Origin of the sequence: Bradyrhizobium sp. USDA 223, from assembly GCF_044909005.1 — a bacterium.
In the GTDB taxonomy this organism is placed as follows: domain Bacteria; phylum Pseudomonadota; class Alphaproteobacteria; order Rhizobiales; family Xanthobacteraceae; genus Bradyrhizobium; species Bradyrhizobium yuanmingense.
In genome coordinates, this window is sequence record NZ_JBIYDR010000001.1 from 6,169,215 (window position 1) to 6,188,531 (window position 19,317).

At 64.8% G+C, this 19,317-nt stretch carries 15 protein-coding genes; 3 read left to right on the plus strand and 12 right to left on the minus strand.

The annotated features are described in order from the left end of the window. Positions 1-10 precede the first annotated feature (10 nt). The 3 genes from ABIA40_RS28780 to ABIA40_RS28790 all read right to left on the minus strand — a co-directional run bounded on the left by ABIA40_RS28780 (position 11) and on the right by ABIA40_RS28790 (position 2,353). Positions 11-571, minus strand: a complete 561-nt coding sequence (locus tag ABIA40_RS28780; RefSeq protein WP_271539745.1) for a carboxymuconolactone decarboxylase family protein — start codon at positions 569-571, stop codon at positions 11-13. Between the two features lie 109 nt (positions 572-680). Further along, entirely contained in the window at positions 681-1,844 is a 1,164-nt protein-coding gene (locus tag ABIA40_RS28785; RefSeq protein ID WP_404544571.1) for a PLP-dependent cysteine synthase family protein, read from the minus strand. Between the two features lie 44 nt (positions 1,845-1,888). Beyond that, positions 1,889-2,353 carry an Lrp/AsnC family transcriptional regulator gene (locus tag ABIA40_RS28790; protein ID WP_404544573.1) on the minus strand — a complete coding sequence of 155 codons (465 nt, stop codon included), beginning with the start codon at positions 2,351-2,353 and terminating at the stop codon, positions 1,889-1,891. A 158-nt stretch (positions 2,354-2,511) separates the two neighbouring features. Between ABIA40_RS28790 and ABIA40_RS28795 the strand changes: the two genes are divergently transcribed. Next, the gene (locus ABIA40_RS28795; protein ID WP_036014767.1) at positions 2,512-3,528 is read left to right on the plus strand and encodes a 1-aminocyclopropane-1-carboxylate deaminase; all 1,017 of its coding nucleotides are present in this window, start codon (positions 2,512-2,514) and stop codon (positions 3,526-3,528) included. Positions 3,529-3,728: 200 nt separating this feature from the next. Here ABIA40_RS28795 and recQ read toward each other — a convergent pair whose 3' ends face one another. From recQ to ABIA40_RS28825, 6 genes are all read right to left on the minus strand, one after another. Next, on the minus strand, positions 3,729-5,594 hold the full coding sequence (recQ, locus tag ABIA40_RS28800; protein ID WP_404544576.1) for a DNA helicase RecQ: 1,866 nt from the start codon (positions 5,592-5,594) through the stop codon (positions 3,729-3,731). 246 nt (positions 5,595-5,840) lie between these two features. Beyond that, positions 5,841-6,584 (minus strand): polysaccharide deacetylase family protein, encoded by a 744-nt coding sequence (locus ABIA40_RS28805; RefSeq protein WP_404544579.1) that lies wholly within the window; start codon positions 6,582-6,584, stop codon positions 5,841-5,843. 80 nt (positions 6,585-6,664) lie between these two features. Further along, positions 6,665-7,687, minus strand: a complete 1,023-nt coding sequence (locus ABIA40_RS28810; protein ID WP_271539749.1) for a homoserine O-succinyltransferase — start codon at positions 7,685-7,687, stop codon at positions 6,665-6,667. A gap of 12 nt (positions 7,688-7,699) precedes the next feature. Continuing rightward, positions 7,700-9,001: an O-acetylhomoserine aminocarboxypropyltransferase/cysteine synthase family protein gene (locus ABIA40_RS28815; RefSeq protein ID WP_271539750.1), complete on the minus strand. Its 1,302-nt coding sequence runs from the start codon at positions 8,999-9,001 to the stop codon at positions 7,700-7,702. A 343-nt stretch (positions 9,002-9,344) separates the two neighbouring features. Beyond that, entirely contained in the window at positions 9,345-12,455 is a 3,111-nt protein-coding gene (locus tag ABIA40_RS28820) for an efflux RND transporter permease subunit (protein WP_404544581.1), read from the minus strand. Further along, positions 12,452-13,558: an efflux RND transporter periplasmic adaptor subunit gene (locus ABIA40_RS28825; RefSeq protein ID WP_404544584.1), complete on the minus strand. Its 1,107-nt coding sequence runs from the start codon at positions 13,556-13,558 to the stop codon at positions 12,452-12,454. Before ABIA40_RS28825 ends, ABIA40_RS28820 begins: the two co-directional genes overlap by 4 nt. Positions 13,559-13,772: 214 nt before the next feature. Between ABIA40_RS28825 and ABIA40_RS28830 the strand changes: the two genes are divergently transcribed. Then, on the plus strand, positions 13,773-14,351 hold the full coding sequence (locus ABIA40_RS28830; RefSeq protein WP_271539753.1) for a TetR/AcrR family transcriptional regulator: 579 nt from the start codon (positions 13,773-13,775) through the stop codon (positions 14,349-14,351). Between the two features lie 69 nt (positions 14,352-14,420). Then, positions 14,421-15,221: an SDR family oxidoreductase gene (locus ABIA40_RS28835; protein WP_271539754.1), complete on the plus strand. Its 801-nt coding sequence runs from the start codon at positions 14,421-14,423 to the stop codon at positions 15,219-15,221. A 104-nt stretch (positions 15,222-15,325) separates the two neighbouring features. Here ABIA40_RS28835 and ABIA40_RS28840 read toward each other — a convergent pair whose 3' ends face one another. The 3 genes from ABIA40_RS28840 to ABIA40_RS28850 form a co-directional block, all read right to left on the minus strand. Then, positions 15,326-16,885 (minus strand): amidase family protein, encoded by a 1,560-nt coding sequence (locus tag ABIA40_RS28840; RefSeq protein ID WP_404544587.1) that lies wholly within the window; start codon positions 16,883-16,885, stop codon positions 15,326-15,328. Between the two features lie 123 nt (positions 16,886-17,008). Then, entirely contained in the window at positions 17,009-18,043 is a 1,035-nt protein-coding gene (locus ABIA40_RS28845) for an aldo/keto reductase (RefSeq protein WP_404544589.1), read from the minus strand. 10 nt (positions 18,044-18,053) lie between these two features. Beyond that, on the minus strand, positions 18,054-19,235 hold the full coding sequence (locus tag ABIA40_RS28850) for an MFS transporter (protein WP_271539757.1): 1,182 nt from the start codon (positions 19,233-19,235) through the stop codon (positions 18,054-18,056). Between the last annotated feature and the right edge of the window lie 82 nt (positions 19,236-19,317).

A 19,317-nucleotide genomic window follows, 5' to 3' on the forward strand; every position in this document is an offset into this window, starting at 1 on the left:
GCAGCTGCGTCTACTCGGGCACTGGCACGTCGAAGGTGTTGAGCGTGACCGAGACCATGCAGTAGACGCCGACGAGATAGGACAGCTCGGCCGCGCCGTGCTCGCCGAATTCCTTTACGGCCGCACGCCAGGTCAGCTCCGGCAGCACGCCGCCGCTGACCAGGGCCGAAGCCATGTCGTAGGCGATGGCTTCCTGCTTGGTGAGGTCCACCGGCCGCTGGCCGGCGACGATGGTCGCGAGCTTCTCGTCGGAGAGGCCACGCTGCTCGGCAACCAGCACATGCGCGTAGAGCTCGTAACCGGAGCGGAAATGCGAGCCGGTGACGAGGATCGCGACCTCGCGCACGGCCGCGGGCAGCAGCGGATTCGACGCGATCGCCTTGACCAGCTCCCACACCGGCTTGCCGAAGCGCGGCTCGCGGATCCAGGGATTCCAGGGCCCGAGCAGCGCGCCGTCCTCGCGCATGTTCACAAAACCCTTGAAGTGGTCCTGCATGCCGGCCCGCATGTCGTCATAGAGCGGCTTCTGTTCGTCGGTCAGCTCTTTCGGATCGAGAATGGGAAGGCGCACGGTAGGGTCTCCTCGTTGAGAAGACGCAACCGTCACCTGCATGCCTGCGCAAGGCAAGTGAAGTTGCCGTGACGACCGTGCGATTTCGCAGATGCCAGGCAGATCTCGGCTATGACGCCGTGGGGTTTTGCAGGCTTTGAGGATTGACCACGTCGTCGACGTCCAGCGCCAGTGGCTCACCTGTGGCGAGGAACGACGACAGCGCCGCCTCGAACGGCGCCGGATCGAGGCCGCGCGCGGCGAGCCAAGCGGGCTCGTAATAGGTCTGCCGGTAGCGCTCGCCGGAATCGCAGATCAGCGTCACCAACGATCCCGTGACGTTCGCCTGGCGCATCTCCGAGGCGAGCCGGCACAGCGCCAGGAAGTTGGTGCCGGTGGAGCCGCCGACCGGGCGGCGCAGCCGTCGCGACAGCACGTTCATCGCCGCGATCGTCGCCGCATCCGGGATCTTCATCATGCGATCGACCACGCCGGGCACGAAGGACGGCTCGCAGCGGGGGCGACCGACGCCCTCGATCAGCGACGGGCGGTCGCAGACACGGGAGCGGTCCTGCATGCGGAAGCAATCGAAGAAAGCGGAGTGCTCGACATCGGCGACGCACAGCCGCGTCGGATATTGCCGATAGCGCAGATAGCGTCCGATCGTGGCCGACGTGCCGCCGGTGCCGGCGCCCATCACGATCCAGTCCGGCAGCGGACGCGGCTCGCCCTGCAACTGCGTGAAGATGGACTCGGCGATGTTGTTGTTGCCGCGCCAGTCGGTTGCCCGCTCGGCAAAGGTGAACTGGTCCATGTAGTGGCCGTCCAGCCGGGCGGCGAGTGCGGCGGCTTCCGCATAGAGCGCGCGGCCGTCGTCGATCAAATGGCAATTGCCGCCATAATGCTCGATCGCAGCGATCTTCTCCGCCGAGGTCGTGCGCGGCATCACGGCGTAGAAGGGCACGCCGATCATCTCTGCGAAATAGGCCTCCGACACCGCGGTTGATCCCGACGAAGCCTCGATGACGGGCGTGCCTTCGCGGATGTGGCCGTTGCAGAGCGCATACAAAAACAGCGAGCGCGCGAGGCGGTGCTTCAGGCTGCCGGTCGGATGCGTGGACTCATCCTTCAGATAGATGTCGATGCCCGATAGCGCCGGCACGATCAGCCGGATCAGATGCGTGTCGGCGGTGCGGCACTGGTCGGCCTCGATCGCGGCCACGGCCTCGTCGACCCAGCCGCGCCGATAAGCCGGCCCGGCCGGGTTGTGCTGGCGGAAGGGGAATGTCTGCATCGGGCGAATCTCTCATGATGCGGATAGCGCATCAAGAGCTGCGCCTAAAATTCCAGCGGCGCGTTGTCGACGACTTCCTTCATCACGAAGAAGGTCCGGGTCTGGCGCACGCCTGGGAGCGCGATCAGCTGCTCGCCGTGGATGCGGTTGAAATCCTCCATGTCGCCGACGCGGATCTTGAGGAAGTAATCGAAATCGCCGGCGACGAGATGGCAGTCGAGCACGAACTTCAGCTTTGCAACGGCCTGCTCGAAGGTGGCAAAGCTCTCCGGCGTCGAGCGGTCGAGCACGACCCCGACCATCACCAGCGTGCCCTTGCCCACCTTCTTCGGCGCGACCATGGCGCGGACATTGGCGATGAAGCCGTCCTCGACCAGGCGCTGGGTGCGGCGGTGGCAGGTGGCGGGGCTGATCGCGACCGTTTCGGCCAGCTCGGCGTTGCTGAGCCGGCCGTTATTCTGAAGCAATCTCAATATCTTGAGGTCGGTGCGGTCGAGCCGGGCAGCCATGAAAGAAGCTTCCGCAGATAGGTGCTATTCTGGAAGGAATGTTAGCAATTATCGCAACTTACGCAAGAAGTCGTGCAACATGGCCGCAATATTCGAGAGCACATTTTTCCGATGCAATGCTAGGGAGCCGCCAACACCAACGCCAATCGGGATGACCCATGAAGCTGGACAAATTTCCGCGCTATCCTTTGACCTTCGGCCCGACGCCCATCGAGAAGCTGGAGCGCTTGTCAAAACATCTCGGCGGCCAAGTCGAGGTCTATGCCAAGCGCGAGGACTGCAATTCCGGCCTCGCCTATGGCGGCAACAAGCTGCGCAAGCTCGAATACATTATCCCCGATGCGATCGCCTCCAATGCCGATACGCTGGTCTCGATCGGCGGCGTGCAATCGAACCACACCCGCATGATCGCGGCCGTTGCGGCCAAGCTCGGCATGAAATGCCGCCTGGTGCAGGAAGCCTGGGTGCCGCACGAGGACGCCGTCTATGACCGCGTCGGCAACATCATGCTCTCGCGCATCATGGGCGCCGACGTGCGCCTGGTCGACGACGGCTTCGACATCGGCATCCGCAAGAGCTGGGAGCAGGCGATCGAGGAAGTGAAGGCCGCGGGCGGCAAGCCCTACGCCATTCCCGCCGGTGCCTCCGTGCATAAGTTTGGCGGCCTCGGCTATGTCGGTTTTGCCGAGGAGGTGCGCAAGCAGGAAGCCGAGCTCGGCTTCAAGTTCGACTACATCGTCGTCTGCACCGTCACCGGCTCCACCCATGCTGGCATGCTGGTCGGGTTTGCGGCTGACGGCCGTGCGCGAAAGGTGATCGGCATCGATGCCTCCTTCACGCCCGCCCAGACCAAGGCCCAGGTGCTCGAGATCGCGCAGAACACGGCAAAGCTCGTCGAGCTCGGCAAGGACCTCGTCACTGACGACGTCGTGCTGATCGAGGACTACGCCTATCCCGCCTATGGCGTTCCGTCAGAGGAGACCAAGGAGGCGATCCGCCTCACCGCGCGCCTCGAAGGCATGATCACCGACCCAGTCTACGAGGGCAAGTCGATGCAGGGCCTGATCGATCTCGCGAAGAAGGGCTATTTCGAGAAGGGCGCGAAGATCCTCTACGCCCATCTCGGCGGCGCGCCGGCCCTGAACGGGTACGCGTATGCGTTCAGGAACGGGTGAGTGAGAGCGTAGCGCTCGCGCGTCATACTCTGTTGTCGTCCCGGAGCGCGACGAAGTCGCGAGCCCGGGACCATAACCACAGGGAGGCGTTTGGCGAAAACTCGTGGTTGCCGGCCTGCCGCAGCAAACTTCTCCCTGTGGTTGTGGATCCCGGATCGGCGCGCGCTTGAGGCGCGCTTGTCCGGGATGACGACTGCGCCCTACCTCGTCCTCACGATCTGCAGCAGCTCGTCGCCGTAGTGCTCGAGCTTCTTGTCGCCGATCCCCGGCACGTTGCGCAGCTCGTCCAGCGTCGTCGGCCAAGCTCGGACGATGCCGTCGATGGTGGCATCGTGCAGCACCACATAGGCCGGCACGCCGCGTTCGCGCGCGACCTCTGAGCGCCAGGCGCGCAAGCGCGCGCGCAGTTCGGGATCGACGTCGCCTTGCGCCGCGCTCGCTGCCGGCGCGAGGTCGCCGCGGCGTGACTTGGCGCGGCTGGCGCGAACCCGCGTGCCGGGCGCCTCCTCGCGCAGCCAGACCTCGGTCTCGCCGCGCAGCACGCCGCGCGAAGACTCCGTCAGCTTGAGCGCGCCGTAGGCTTCGCTGTCGCTGCGCAAATGGCCCATCGCCACCAATTGCCGCAGCACCGTGCGCCACTGCTTCTCGTTGAGCTCGCGGCCGATGCCGAACACCGACAGCTTGTCGTGACCGAACTGTGTGACCTTCTCGGTCAGGCGTCCGACCAGCACGTCGATCAAATGCATGGTGCCGAAACGCTGCCCGGTGCGATAGACGCAGGACAGCAGCTTCTGTGCCAGCACCTTGCCGTCGCGCATCTTCGGCGGCGTCAGGCAATTGTCGCAATTGCCGCAGCTCTCGCCCATCACGATCTCGCCGAAATAGGCGAGCAGGCGCCGGCGTCGGCAATGCGGCGTCTCGGCGAGGCTGACCAGCGCATCGAGCTTGCCGATCGAGACCCGCTTGAAATCCTCCGATCCGGCCGATTCGTCGATCATGCGGCGCTGCTGCACGATGTCGGAGAGGCCGTAGGTCATCCACGCCGCCGACGGCTTGCCGTCACGGCCGGCGCGTCCGGTCTCCTGGTAATAGGCCTCGATGCTCTTGGGCAGGTCGAGATGGGCGACGAAGCGCACGTCGGGCTTGTCGATGCCCATGCCGAAGGCGATGGTCGCGACGATAACGATGCCGTCCTCGTTGAGGAAGCGATCCTGGTTGCGCGAGCGCACCGCCCCGTCGAGCCCGGCGTGGTAGGGCAGCGCCGCAATGCCGGCCTCGGCAAGCGCGGTGGCGACCTCCTCGACGCGGTTGCGCGACAGGCAATAGACCACGCCGGCATCGCCCGTGTGGCGCTCGCGGATGAATTCCTTCAGCTGCGACACCGCATTGCGCTTGTCGACGATCTCGTAGCGGATGTTGGGCCGGTCGAAGCTGGAGACGAACTGCGGCGCGCCCGTCAGCTGAAGCCGCTCGACGATCTCCTTGCGCGTCAGCTCGTCGGCGGTCGCGGTCAGCGCGATCCGCGGCGCGTCGGGAAAGCGCTCGGCGATGACGGAAAGGCCGACATATTCGGGCCGGAAATCGTGGCCCCATTGCGAGACGCAATGCGCCTCGTCGATCGCGAACAGCGCCACTTTCGCCTGCGCCAGCAGCGACAGGCAGCGCGGCGTGACCAGCCGTTCCGGCGCGACATAGAGCAGGTCGAGATCGCCGGCGAGCAGGCGGCGCTCGATGTCGGACGCCTCCTGCGGCGTCAGCGACGAGTTCAGCGCGGCGGCATTGACACCGGCTTCGATCAGGCCGGCGACCTGGTCGCGCATCAGGGCGATCAACGGCGAAACCACGATGCCGCAACCTTCGCGCAGCAAGGATGGAAGCTGATAGCACAGCGACTTGCCGCCGCCGGTCGGCATCAAGACCAGGCAATTGCCGCCGTCTGTGACGTGGCGGATGATCTCGCCCTGCGCGCCGCGGAATCCCGGCAGGCCGAACACCGAATGCAGCACCGACAGCGCGTCGCGGCCGTTGGCCGGCGCAGGCAGTGGGGCGTTGGAGGGAGCGGACATGGGCGGAGCAGATCAGGCCGTGGGATTCGTCACAAGGCCAGTCGCATGCTGGTGTGGCTGTGGCAAGACTGTTTGGAGGGCGAGGCAACGCTGCTTCATCCCTCTCTCCCCGTTCTTACGGGGAGAAGGTTGGGGTGAGGGGCTTCTCTCCACACATGAGACCGCCGCTGGACCTGTACCCCCTCACCCGGATTGCATCTTCGATGCAATCCGACCTCTGCCCGCAAGCGGGGAGAGGTGAAGAGGCTACGCCCCGATCCGTCGCAGCGCTTCTGCGACGGTCACGATGGGCATATTGCGTCTGCCGGCCGCCTCGAGCGCATGACGCATCAGATGCGGCGTGCAGCCATAGGGGCTCGGCCTTTCGGTGACGTCGTGGCCGTAGAAGATCAGCCAGCCGCCGCTCGCGACCGCCGCGTCGAAATAGCGATCGACCCCGGCCTCGTCGATCTCGCAATCGACCAAGGGCGAGGCGCGCAGGAATTGGAGGTCGATGACGCCGCTGTTGACGCCGGGAAGAATGCCGCGCGCGGAACGGAAGGCTTTTGTCAGCTGCGGCTTGCGCCACACCGAGGCGATGCCATAGGGATAGGCGAAATTCTCCAGCGTGATCGAAGCATCGATGCCGCGGAGATGGCTGCGGTTTCGTTCGATCTCGCGCGCCATGGCGGCTTCGTCGAGCGTCGCCGAGCTCTGATGCGAGAAGGTGTGGCAGGCGATCTCGTGCCCGGCGCGGTGAAGCCGGACGATCGCATCATCCGAGAGGCCATGCCAATGCTCCGACGGCCGACCGATCAGGCTGCCGGCGAGGTAATAGGTGCCGCGGCCGCCATGCCGCTCCAGTAGCTCGGCGCCCTCGCCCGCGGCGCTATCGGGGGCATCGTCGAACGTGAAGCTCACCATCGCCGCATGCGCGGCCAGCCGGTGCGGCGCGGCGCGGAAATGCCGGGCCAACCGATTGCTCACGCGTCCCTGGAGTGCCGACCACACGACTGCGTTTCCTGTGATGCCTTCTTGCTCTACCCAAACATTCGTGCGCAGGTCGAGGCAAGCCTAACGCTCGGGTAATCCTAACGCCGAACCAAGACCGCTTCGGCTAGCGCACCGATCGACGCGTCGGCGTCCGCGCCGAGATAGCGCAGCCAATTGCGGAAGAGCACCGCCGCCGCGTCGCCGGCGCCGATATCGGCGCGCAGGTTCAGCGCGGGCAGCTCGTTGCTGAGCGCCGGATGGCGCTGGTGCGCCGCCTTCCTCTCGAAGCGCGCCAGCTTCTCTTCCGTCGCTGCGTCAAAATAGCTCACCGGCAGGCGCGGATAGGTCTCCCGCTCCCGCGCGAGGTAGCGGCCGATATCACGCAGATATTCGCGCTGCAGCGACAGCGCGTCATATTCGGGGTGACCCTGGAAGAACACGAAGCGGCTGGCGTATTGGCGAATGAAGACGTCGACGCCAGCCTCCTGTGAGCGTGTCAGCACCTGATAACCGGCGTGCACGAGGTCGCTCTCGGCGATCTCGTTCAGACGTGAATGCGAGACCTTGAGCGGCGCGGGCGCAGAGCGGGTCAGCAGATCGTCCGTCACGACGCCGCAATCGAAAATGCCGTGACATTTGGCCGGCAGCCGCCGCCGTTCAATATTGTCGAGGTGCAGCACCGCGGCATGCGCGGCAAGGCACGACCAGATCGTCGAACGCGTGTTGACCTTGGCCCAGTCGATCAGGTTCGTGAGGTCGCGCCAGTACGGCTCCCCGTCGAGCTCGGGCGCGATCGGCTCTGCGCCCGTCACGATCAGCCCATCGAACTTGCCGCGCTCAAGATCGGAAAGGTTGGAATACTCGCTCTCGACGTGCCACTTGGCTTCCGGCGACCGCTTCACGCTGGGAAGCGAGAAGCAGTGGAAGCGGATACGGCGCGAGCCCGCCGCGGCCTGAAGCAGCTTCATGAACTGCCGCTCGGTCGCCTTCAACGCGGCATCCGGCATGTTGTTGACAAGGCCGATGGTGAGCTCGGCGCCAGCATCGCGCGCGAGATCGTGCGCGGCCGGCACCAGCGTCGGGCCCGCGATGACCTGATTCTTGTCGATCAAGATCGTCATGGCCGGCGCCGCCTACTCCGCGGCCTCGCGGCGCGCCGACGGGCAAGCCTTTTCCAGCGCCTGGTCGATGTCCTCGATGATATCAGAGACATGCTCGATGCCGATCGACAGACGGATCGTCTCCGGCAGCACGCCGGCGACGCGCTGCTGCTCCGCCGACATCTGGCGATGGGTGGTCGATGCCGGATGGCAGGCGAGCGACTTGGCATCGCCGATATTGACGAGGCGCGTGATCAGATTCAGCGCATCGTAAAACGTCTTGCCGGCCTCCATGCCGCCCTTGATGCCGAAGGTGAATAGCGAGGAGGCGTTGCCGTTCAGGTACTTCTGCACGAGGGGATAATAGGGGCTGTCCGAAAAGCCGGTGTAGTTGACCCAGGCCACGCGCGGATCGCCGCGCAGGAATTCGGCGACCTTGCGGGCGTTCTCGACATGGCGCTCCATGCGCAGCGCCACGGTCTCGATGCCCTGAAGCAGCAGGAAGGCGTTGAACGGCGACAGCACCGAGCCCATGGTGCGCTGATAGACGCTGCGCGCGCGCTCGATATAGGCGGTCTTGCCGAAGCGCTCGGCATAGACCAGGCCGTGATAGGAGGCGTCGGGCTTGTTGTAGGCCGGGAAGCGATCGGCGTGCTCGGCCCAGGGAAAGTTTCCGGAATCGACGATGGCGCCGCCGAGCGTGGTGCCGTGACCGCCCAAGAACTTGGTCAGCGAATGCACCGCGATATCGGCCCCATAGTCGAACGGCTTGAAGAGGATCGGGGTGGCGACGGTGTTGTCGACGATCAGCGGCACGCCATGCGCGTGCGCGACCTTCGCCAGCGCCTCGACGTCGCAGACATTGCCGGCGGGATTGCCGATGGTCTCGGCGAACACGGCGCGGGTGTTCTCGTCGATCAGCTTCTCGACCGCCTCGGGCTTGTCGCTCTCGGCGAAACGGCCGATGATGCCCTGGCGCGGCAGGATGTGGGAGAGCAGCGTATGCGTGGTGCCGTAGAGCTGCGGCACGGAGACGATGTTGCCGCCGTGGTCGGCGACGTTGACGAAGGCGAAATGCAGCGCTGCCTGCCCGGTCGCGACCGCGAGCGCGCCGACGCCGCCTTCGAGCTGTGCGATGCGCTTCTCCAGGACTGCGCTGGTCGGATTGGCGATGCGGCTGTAGCGAAAGCCTTCGGTCTCCAGATTGAACAGGGCGGCGCCATGATCGGCGCTGTCGAAGGCGTAGGCCGCGGTCTGGTAGATCGGCACGGCCACTGCGTGCGTGGTGGCTTCAGGCTCGTAGCCGGCGTGAATAGCGATCGTCTCGTTGCGCATCGTGCCACCTCCGCGTGGAGCGGGCCGCACTTATTGGCCTAGAATGAGGCGCGTGCGTTGGCCGCCGTCCTCGTGTTAGAGGCGGGTGGTAAAGCGGACAATAATTCGCTTAGAGATCGAGGAAGTAACCCTAATGCTTGTTGGCGAGTTAGCTAAAATTCGAGTTAAATTTGATTGATCAATTGGCAACGGCGGCAATGTCCGCTACCGACGCCATGTGGTGACCGACTGGTGACCGACGCGGCCGCAAGCGCTCTTCATCCGTTTCCCGGATGCGAGCGTGAGCCTCGTCGGATCCTTTTTCCGTTCGGACCGGACGATCCTCCATGGGATCAATGGAGCCTTACTCGGCAGCCAATGCCGCTTGCAATTCCGGCTTCTCGCGCGAGGCCTCATGCATGTCATCTGCGGTCGACTTGATCCGGAACCAGGCGGCATAGAGCGCGGGCAGAAACAGCAGGATCAGAACCGTGCCGACGGCCGTGCCGCCGATCAGTGTGTAAGCCATCGACCCCCAGAACACGGAATGCGTGAGCGGGATGAAGGCCAGCACGGCAGCAAGCGCGGTGAGGATCACGGGTCTCGTGCGTTGCACCGTGGCCTCGATGACGGCGTGATAGTCGTCAAGGCCGGCGGCAAGGTTCTCCTTGATCTGTTCGGTCAAGATCAGAGTGTTGCGCATCAAGATGCCCGCCAGTCCAATCAGGCCCAGAATCGCGTTGAACCCGAAGGGCTGGTTGAAGAGGAGCAATGCCGGCACGACGCCGACGAGGCCGAGCGGTCCAGTCAGGACGACCATCGCCATCGTCGAGAACGATCGAACCTGCAGCATGACGACGATCAACATGGCGGCAATCATGGCGGGGAAGATCGTCGCGAGCGCGTCGTTGGCCTTGGTTGCCTCCTCGATCGATCCGCCCAGCTCGATACGATAGCCGGCCGGAAGGGAGGCGATCAGGGGCTGCAGGGCTGCCTTGATCTCCTTGGAGACCTCCGGAGGCTGGGTCGCCTCATTGATGTCCGAGCGTATCGTGACGACGGGGGTGCGATCGCGGCGCTTGAGGATCGGCTCTTCAAGTCGGATTTCCGAATGGCCGACCTGGTCGAGCGGAATCGAACGGCCGTCCCGGCTCATCAGCGAGAAATCCGCCAGACGCGCCGGGTCCAGCCGCTCGCCACCAGCACTGCGCGCCACGATGGGGACATTGCGGATGTCCTCGCGAACCTGGGTCACGGCGATGCCGGTGAGCAGGAACTGGAGTTGACGGCCCACCTCGGCCGGCGACAGGCCGATGAGGTTCAGCCGATCCTGATCCGGGATGAAGCGGAGCACGGGCGTGCGGTTGCCCCAATCCCGATTTGCCTGTCGTACATCGGGAACGCCACGCATGATTTCGAGAGCCTTCTGAGAGATGGCGTACAATTGCGCGGGATCGGGCCCCATCACACGAAACTCCACCGGGAACGGCGTATAGGGTCCGAACACAAGCTGGGTGACGCGCACATTGGCCTCAGGTGCGAGGCCCTGTGATACCGATTGTCGGAGTCGATGCTTCAAAGCCTCGCGCGCCTCCGCATCCGGCGTCAGGACGACGATCTTGGCGAAGGCCGGATCTGGCAGCTCCGGCGCCATCGCGAAGAAGAAGCGCGGCGCGCCCTGACCGACATAGCTCGTGATGATCTTGGCCTCGGGTTGATCGTGCAGCCAGCCCTCGAGCTTCTCGACGGTGCCCGTCGTCGTCTCGATGCTGGTGCCTTCCGGCAGGCGAACCTCCACCAGCACTTCCGGGCGGTCGGAGGTCGGGAAGAACTGCTGCTTGACGCCAGCCATGCCGACGACGGAAAGCGCGAAGGCGACGGCGACGATGCTGCAGGTCAGGAATTTGTGGCGGACCGCGAAGGTGATCAGCCCTCGCAGGCGCTGATAGTTGGGCGTGCCGTAGATCGCGTGGTGACCGCCTTCGACCGGCTTGATCGCGGGCAGCATCTTGACGCCAAGATAGGGCGTGAAGATCACCGCGACGATCCAGGAGACGATGAGGGCGAATCCCACGACCCAGAAGATGTTGCCAGCGTATTCGCCGGCGGTCGAGCGCGCGAATCCCACCGGCAGGAAGCCCGCGATTGTCACGAGCGTTCCAGACAGCATCGGCGCCGCGGTGTGGCTCCACGCATAGGCCGCCGCCGAGATGCGGTCCATGCCTTCTTCCATCTTCACCACCATCACCTCGATCGCGATGATGGCGTCGTCGACGAGAAGACCGAGCGCCAGGATCAAAGCGCCGAGCGTGATGCGGTCGAAGAACCGGCCGGTCTCCAGCATGATCAGGAACACGACGGCGAGCGTCAGGGGCACGGCAGCCGCAACGACGATGCCGACACGCCAGCCGAGGCTGAGCAGGCTCACCAGCAGCACCACGCCCAGCGCCATCGCAAACTTCATCATGAACTCGTCGACCGCCGAGGTGATGTTGACGGCTTGATCGCTGACCTTGGCGAGGCTCATCCCGAGCGGCAGTGTCCGAGCGATAGCCGCAGACCTCTCCTCCAGCGCCTTGCCGAGCGCGAGGCCATTCCAGCCCTCCTGCATCACCGCCGCGAGCATGATGGTAGGCTCGCCCTGGTGCCGGATGATGTAGGTGGGTGGATCCTCGTATCCGCGGCGGACCTCAGCAATGTCGGACAGCTTCAGCGTCCGCCCGGCAGCGACGATCGGGGTATCGGCGATCGCCTGGACGCTATCATAAGCGCCGTCGACCCGGATGAAGACCTGCGGCCCCTTGGTATCGATCGAACCGGCTGGCGTCACCGTATTCTGTCGCTGCAGGGCGGCAACGATATCCGTTGCCGACACACCGAGAGTTGCCAGCTTGGCATAGGAGAACTCGACGAAGATCTGTTCGGGACGTTCACCGAGGATGTTGATCTTCTTGACGCCGGGCACGTGCAGGAGATCCTGGCGAATGGTCTCGGCTTGCCTTGCGAGCTCGCGCATCGGCATGCCCTTGGCCTTGAGTGCGTAGAGTCCGAAGCTCACGTCCGAATATTCGTCGTTGACGAAGGGGCCGAGCACTCCGGACGGCAGCTTGCGCGCTTCGTCCCCGAGCTTCTTGCGGGCCTGGTAGAACTCCTCCTGCACGCTGGACGGCGGCGTGCTGTCCTTCAGCGTCACCGTCATGTAGGCATAACCCGGCCGCGTCGTCGTCTCCACCCGGTCGTACCAGGTCAGCTCCTGAATCCGCTTCTCCAGGGGTTCGGCGACCTGGTCCTGCATCTCGCGCGCCGTCGCGCCCGGCCATACGGTGGTGACCGTCAGGGTCTTGATGGTGAAGGACGGGTCCTCGGCCCGCCCGAGCATGAAGAAGGCGTAGGCGCCCGCGGCCGCCAGCAGCAGGATGAAGAACAGGGTGACGGCCCGTTCGCGAACGGCGAGGGCGGAGAGATTGAAGCTCACGACTTGCTCCCGCTTTCCGAGCCAGTCCTGACGCGAGCACCCTCATGCAGGAGATGAGCGCCGAGAGAAACAATCTGGTCACCGGACTTCGATCCCGAGATAACGGCTGTCTCGCTGGTCACACGAAGCAGCTTGACGGGCTGCAGGCGCACGGTCGAGGTCGCGCTGTCGAAGACCCAAACGCCCGTCGTTCTGCCGTCATCGAGCACGGCGCCCAGCGGCACCTGGACTTCCGGCTGATGATCCTGGCTTGTAAGCCGAATGGTGACGGTCGCACCAAGCGGCGCCGCTGCGGCGTCACCATCGAGCACGTAGCGGGCCTCATAGGTGCGGGTCTGGGGATCGGCGGAATCCGATAGCTGGCGCAGATGCGCGGTAAAGCGGCGCCCATCGCTGCCATACAGGCTCGCCTCGGCGAGCGAGCCGATCGCCGGCCGCATGGTTTCGGGAAGCGCGACCACGGCTTCGCGAGGACCGGACTGCGCCAGTCGAACGACCGCTTGGCCGGCGGCAACCACTTGTCCCGGCTCGCCGAGCGTCTGGGTGACCGTCCCGTCCGCATCCGCGACCAGAACGGAATAGGTCGCCTGGTTCTCGGCGACGCCTGCCTCGGCTTCGGCCGCGGCAAGCTGCGCCTTGGCGGTGTCCGACGCGGCCTTCGCCTGCTCGTAGCGCTGCTTTGAAGTCCATCCGTCGTTCATCAGGTTGGCGTATCGCCGCTCGTCGGCGTCGGTCTGAACGACAACAGCGCGCGCCGCGGCGACCGCGTTGCGCTTCGCTGTGACCGCGAGGCGCAAGTCGGTTTCGTCGATCCGCATCAAGGGCTGGCCGGATTTGACTTGCTCACCGACATTCACGAGTCGTTCGACGATCTTCCCGGCAACGCGAAAACCGAGATTGCTTTCCACTCGCGCGCCGACCGTCCCGGTGAAACCGCGCTCGGATCCGCTGACCCGAGTGGCTGTCACCAGGCGGACCATCGGGGGTTCCTGCCTTGGATCGATCACCGCGGAGGCTTCGTGGGCGGGAATGGCAAGGGAAACGAAGGTCGCTACCCCCGCCGGAACCAGAATACCGGCGAGCACTGCAACACCCCTTTTCATGACCCATCTCCTTTGAGAATTAGATGTCGTATGACTTCTATAGACATGTTAGATTTCGATCGCAATCCAATTTTTGGCCTATAACGGAAGCGTGATCCCAGACCCCCCGATTTTCCCCGCGCACGTACGAAAATCAGGCTGCACAGATTGATAGATTGCAATCGAACTCTATATTTGATATAGCAGTCGAACGAAATCCAATTGGAGATCCGCGATGCGAGTGAGTCGCACCCAGGCGGCCGAGAACCGCCAAAACGTGATCAATGTGGCCAGTCGCCTCTTCAGGGAGCGCGGCTTTGATGGCATCGGCCTCAAGGATCTGATGAAGGGTGCCGGGCTGACTCAGGGCGCCTTCTACAAGCAGTTCGCTTCAAAAGAGGATCTGGCGGTGGAGGCGTCCAGGCGCGCATTGGAAAGCGCATCCGGCCGATGGTCAGACGCAGCCGCGGCGCATCCTGACGATCCACTTGGCGCCGTGATCGGGTTCTACCTCAGTGGCGACCATCGCGAAGAGAAGATGGACGGCTGCCCGATCGTGGCGCTCGGCGCAGATGCCGCCCGACAGGGCCTCGAGGTGAAGGCGGAATTCGAAGCGGGAATCAAAGCCCATCTCGACGTGCTCGGCCGCTTCATCGCCGGAAACGACGGCGAGGCCTCGCGCGGCAAGGCCATGGGCATTCTCGCGACGATGGTCGGCGCGGTGACGCTCTCTCGCGTCGTCAACGACCCCGATCTGGCTCAAGCGCTTTTGGATGCCGCGGCCGAACAGGTTCGAGACGCCGCTGCCGCTTGAGCGGGAGAGGCCGGTGTTCGGAGTGAAAATCCGCACGGCCCATTCGCTGATCAAATTAGAAAGAGAACGATGTCAAAAGAAGCAACAGACGACTTTGCCGGAAAATGGGCGCTGGTCACGGGCGCGTCGAGTGGCCTCGGTCTTGAATTCGCAGATCTGCTGGCGGGGCAGAAAGTCAATCTCGTCTTGGCGGCTCGACGGCGAGAGTCCATGGACAAGCTTGCCTCCGATCTCCGCAGCAAATATGGCGTGGATGTGCTGGTCGAGGCGATCAATCTTGCCGCACCGGGCGCGGCCAACCGCCTGAAAAGCAGTCTCGACGCGAGGTCGGTGACGATCGACATCCTGGTGAACAATGCCGGTTTCGGCTTGCACGGCGATTTCTTGGACACGCCGATCGAGCAAACCGCGAATATGATCCAGCTCAACATCACCACGCTCACAGAGCTGACCTATCTGTTCGGCCGCGACATGGCTCAGCGGCGATCCGGACATATCCTTCTTATCGCCAGCCTCCTGGCCTTCCAGGCCGTTCCCAGCTACGCGGCCTATGCGGCAACCAAGGCTTATGTGCTGGCCTTTGGCGAAGCTCTGCATGACGAACTCCGCCCGCATGGCGTGGTCGTTACCAGTCTCTGCCCGGGGCACACCGCGACGGGCTTCGATGCGGCAGCCGGCGCAACCGCTTCAAGCTTGCTGCGCCTCCTCACCATGAAGCCGCGTCCGGTCGCCGAAAGCGGTATTCGGGCGCTCTTGCAAGGAAAGGCCATGGTGGTCGCAGGCCTGTCGAACAAGATGGCTGCCTTTTCAAATCGTTTGACGCCACGGTCAATGCAAAGGGCCACGATGAAGAGGATAATGGACGCCTGACGTCTGGAGCGGCTGCATGTGGGCGCTTATCGACCAGCGTTCTGCCCATGTGGTTCGGACTAGTTAAGCGTACGTTATCAAAAACTCGCAGCGGGATTATCGCCCTATCCCATCATCTCCCAGAGCTTGCGCGTGAGCACGCCGACGCGCTTTTCGATCGCGGCCGCGGCATCGAGTGCGAGATCCTCGCGATAGCGGCCGGCAATCAATTGCACGCCGATCGGCTTGCCGTCATGCAGCGCGACCGGCACCACGGCGCCGGGCAGGCCCAGCACGTTGATGGCGGAGATGAAGCGGATCTCGCCCCAGAAGATCTCGCGCACGCGCTCGGGACTGACGGTGTCCTCGCGCGGGCCCGGCGTCGGCTTCACCGTGGTCGGCGCCAGCACCACCGGATACTCCTCGAAGAACAATTGCCAGGCGCGGATGTGGCCGTTGCGCGCGGCGGTCGCCTGCATCCAGCCCTTGAGATCGAGCACGTTGGCCTTGGCCTTCATGCCGCCCCAGGACTTGTGAAAATCCTCGGATGTGACCTTCAGCATGGCGGCCTCCTGCATCATCACAGTCTCGTTGGTGATGATGTCGCACCAGGTCTGCCAGACCCCGTTGATATCGGGCACCTCGACCTCGCTGACGCGGTAGCCGGACCGCTCGAGATGATCGGCAGCCTGGCGCAGCGCCGCGGCGACAGAGGGATCGACGTCCATGTCCTCGGGGATCTTTGCCAGTGCAACCTTGATCGGCCGCTTCGGCCGCTCGCCGACCAGCGGCGCGGGCACCCACCAGGGATCGCGCGGATCGCGCTGGCTCATCACCTCCAAAGCGAGGCGCACGTCGGCAACATGGCGCGCGAGCGGCCCCTGCGCCGACATCAGATGCGCCAGCATCGGCCGCTCCGACGTTGCGCTTCCGTTGAAGGCGGGGATGCGGCCCTGCGTCGGCTTGATGGTGGCAACGCCGTTGCAATGCGCCGGCCAGCGCAGCGAGCCGCCGATGTCGTTGCCGTGGGCGATGGTGCCGATGCCCGCAGCGACCGCCGAGCCCGCACCCCCGGAGGAGCCGCCGCAGGTGATGTCGGCATCCCAGGGATTGAGCGTCAGCCCATGCAGGGGATTGTCGGTGAAGCCGCGGAAGGAGAATTCGGGCGTGTTGGTGAGACCGATGACGATCGCGCCTGATTTCTTCAGGTTGCGCACCACGGGCGCATCCGATGGTGCGATGAGGTCCTTGTTGGCGGGCACGCCGTTGAAATTCGGCCGGCCCTCGTAGTCGACATTTTCCTTGATCGTAATCGGCACACCGTGCAGGAGACCGAGCTCGCCGCCTTTGGCGCGCTGCTTGTCGGCCGCGTGCGCCGCTTTGAGTGCTTCCTCCGAGAGATCGACGACGACCGCATTCAGCTTCGGATTGACGGTGCGCATTCGTTCGAGATGCGCTTCGACCGCCTCGACCGCGGAGATGGCGCCGGAGCGGATCGCAGCCGCGGTCTCGACCGCCGACCATTGCCAGGCCGGCCCGTTCGGGCGCCGCGGCTTCGCCGATTTGCCGGCAGCGGCCTTTCCGGCCGGCTTGGCCACGGCGCTCTTGCGGCCGGAGCCCTTCTTCGAAGCCTTCGCCGTCTTCTTCAACACACTTTTCTTCTTGGTCACGGTCTTCTTCGCCACGCCGCATCTCCTCAATTTGCGCGGCGGAGGTTAGGGACGACGCGGGACCCTGTACAGGCGCGATTCTGCATGGCGCATTGTCGCGACGCTCTGTCGCAATCGCAGCCGTCTATGAGCGAGCTCCTACACCAAGGGTGGATTGAGCCGCGCAAAGCCCTCCTGGATGCGATAGGGATAGTACGGATAAGGCGGCATCACCGCGCTGACCTCATCGAGCCGCTTGATCTGGTCCGCGCTCAGCGACCAGCCGACGGCGCCGAGATTGTCGCGCAGCTGCGCTTCGTCGCGCGCCCCGATGATCACGGAGGAGACCGTGGGACGCGACAGCAGCCAGGCAATCGCGACCTGCGGCACGGTCCGAGCGGTCTCCACAGCAATCGCATCGAGCACGTCAACGACGGCGTGGAGGCGCGCATCGTCCACGGGCGGACCGAACTGTGCGGTGGCATGCAGGCGGCTTCCTTGCGGCAGCGGCTGGCCGCGCCGGATCTTTCCGGTGAGCCGGCCCCAGCCCAGCGGGCTCCAGACCAGAGCGCCGACGCCCTGATCGCGCGCGAGCGGCATCAACTCCCATTCATAGTCGCGCCCGAGCAGCGAGTAATAGACCTGGTGCGCGACATAGCGCGGCCAGCCATGCCGGTCCGCGATCGCGAGCGACTTCATCAGCTGCCAGCCGGCGAAATTGGAGACGCCGACATAGCGCAGCTTACCGGCGCGCACGAGCATATCGAGCGTGGACAGCACCTCCTCGATCGGCGTGAACGCGTCGAAGGCGTGGAGCTGAAGCAGATCGATATGGTCAGTGCCGAGCCGTCCTAGCGCCGCATCGACCGAGGCAAGCAGCCGCTGCCGCGACGAGCCGGCATCGAGCGGACCGTCGCCCATCGGCAGGCTCATCTTGGTCGAGATCAGCACCTTGTCGCGGCGCCCCTTGATCGCGGCACCGAGGATCTCCTCGGAGGCGCCGTTCGAATAGACATCGGCGCTGTCGAACAGATTGACGCCGGCATCGAGGCAGATATCGACCAGCCTGCGGGCTTCATCAGTGCCGCTGCGGCCCCAGGCGGAAAACAACGGACCCTGGCCGCCGAACGTGCCGGTGCCGAAGCTGAGGACGGGGACTTTGAGCCCGGAAGCGCCGAGATTGCGGTATTCCATGATCGCTCTCCTATTCCGCCGGGCACGCCGCGACGGTTGCCGGCGCGGGATCGAGCCGGAGACTCCACAGCGCCAGAACGAGGCCAATGACGGTGATGCCGGCCGCGACCAGCGGCAGCGCCGAAAGGCCGAGCCCGCGGTCGATAGTGACGCCGCCTACCCAGGCGCCGAGTGCGTTGCCGAGATTGAACGCGGCGATGTTGAGGCTGGAGGCGAGCGTCCGGCCGCTGGGACCTGCGGCTTCCAGCACGCGAAGCTGAAGCGGCGCGACGGTCGCGAAGGCGGCGGTGCCGAGTAGCAGGATCAGCGCGACGGACAGGATCTTGATCGACAGCACGGCCGCCAGGCCGAGCAGCACGATCGCAAGCGCGGCGAGCGTGCCGGTCAGGGCCCGTGCGAGGCCGCGGTCCGCAAGCTTGCCGCCGGCGATATTGCCGATCCCAAGGCCGACGCCGAACACCAGCAGGATCGGCGAGACGGCAGCCTCCGAAAAGCCGGTGAAGCGCGTCAGGATCGGCTGGATATAGGTGAAGACGACGAACAGTCCGGCGAAGCCGAACACGGTCATGGCAAGACCGAGCAGCACCTGCGGACGGCCGAGCACGGCCACTTCCTCGGCAAGCGAGATCGGCTTGTCGCCATTGCCGACATGGCCGGGGACGAGCGCGGCGACGACTGCGAACGCGATCACGCCGATGACAGTCACCGCCCAGAACGCCGCGCGCCAGCCGAGCATCAGGCCGAGCCAGGCACCGAAGGGCACGCCCAGGAGCGTCGCGACCGTCAGGCCGATGAACATGGTGGCGATCGCAGACGCACGCTTGTCCTCGGCGACGAGGCTGGTGGCCACCACCGAGCCGACGCCGAAGAACGTGCCGTGCGCGAGCGAGGTCAGCACGCGCGCGGCCATCAGCAATTCGTAAGTGGGTGCAAGCGCGCAAGCCGCATTTCCGAGCGTGAAGATCGCCATCAGCGCCAGCAGCACGGTTTTCCGCGGCATTTTGCGCGTCGCCAGCGTGAGGACTGGCGCCCCCACGGACACGCCGAGTGCATAGCCTGATATCAGCAGGCCTGCGACCGGCACCGAGACGTGCATGTCGGCGGCAACCTGCAGCAGCAGGCCCATGATGATGAATTCGGTGGTGCCGATGCCGAAGGCACCGGCGGTGAGCGCGAGGACGGCAGGAGGCATGCGTTGCTCCAAGGGATGAGACGAGCCACGCAGATAGCGGCGCTGCCGCCAAACCATTAGAATGTCCGCAATCCAATCATTT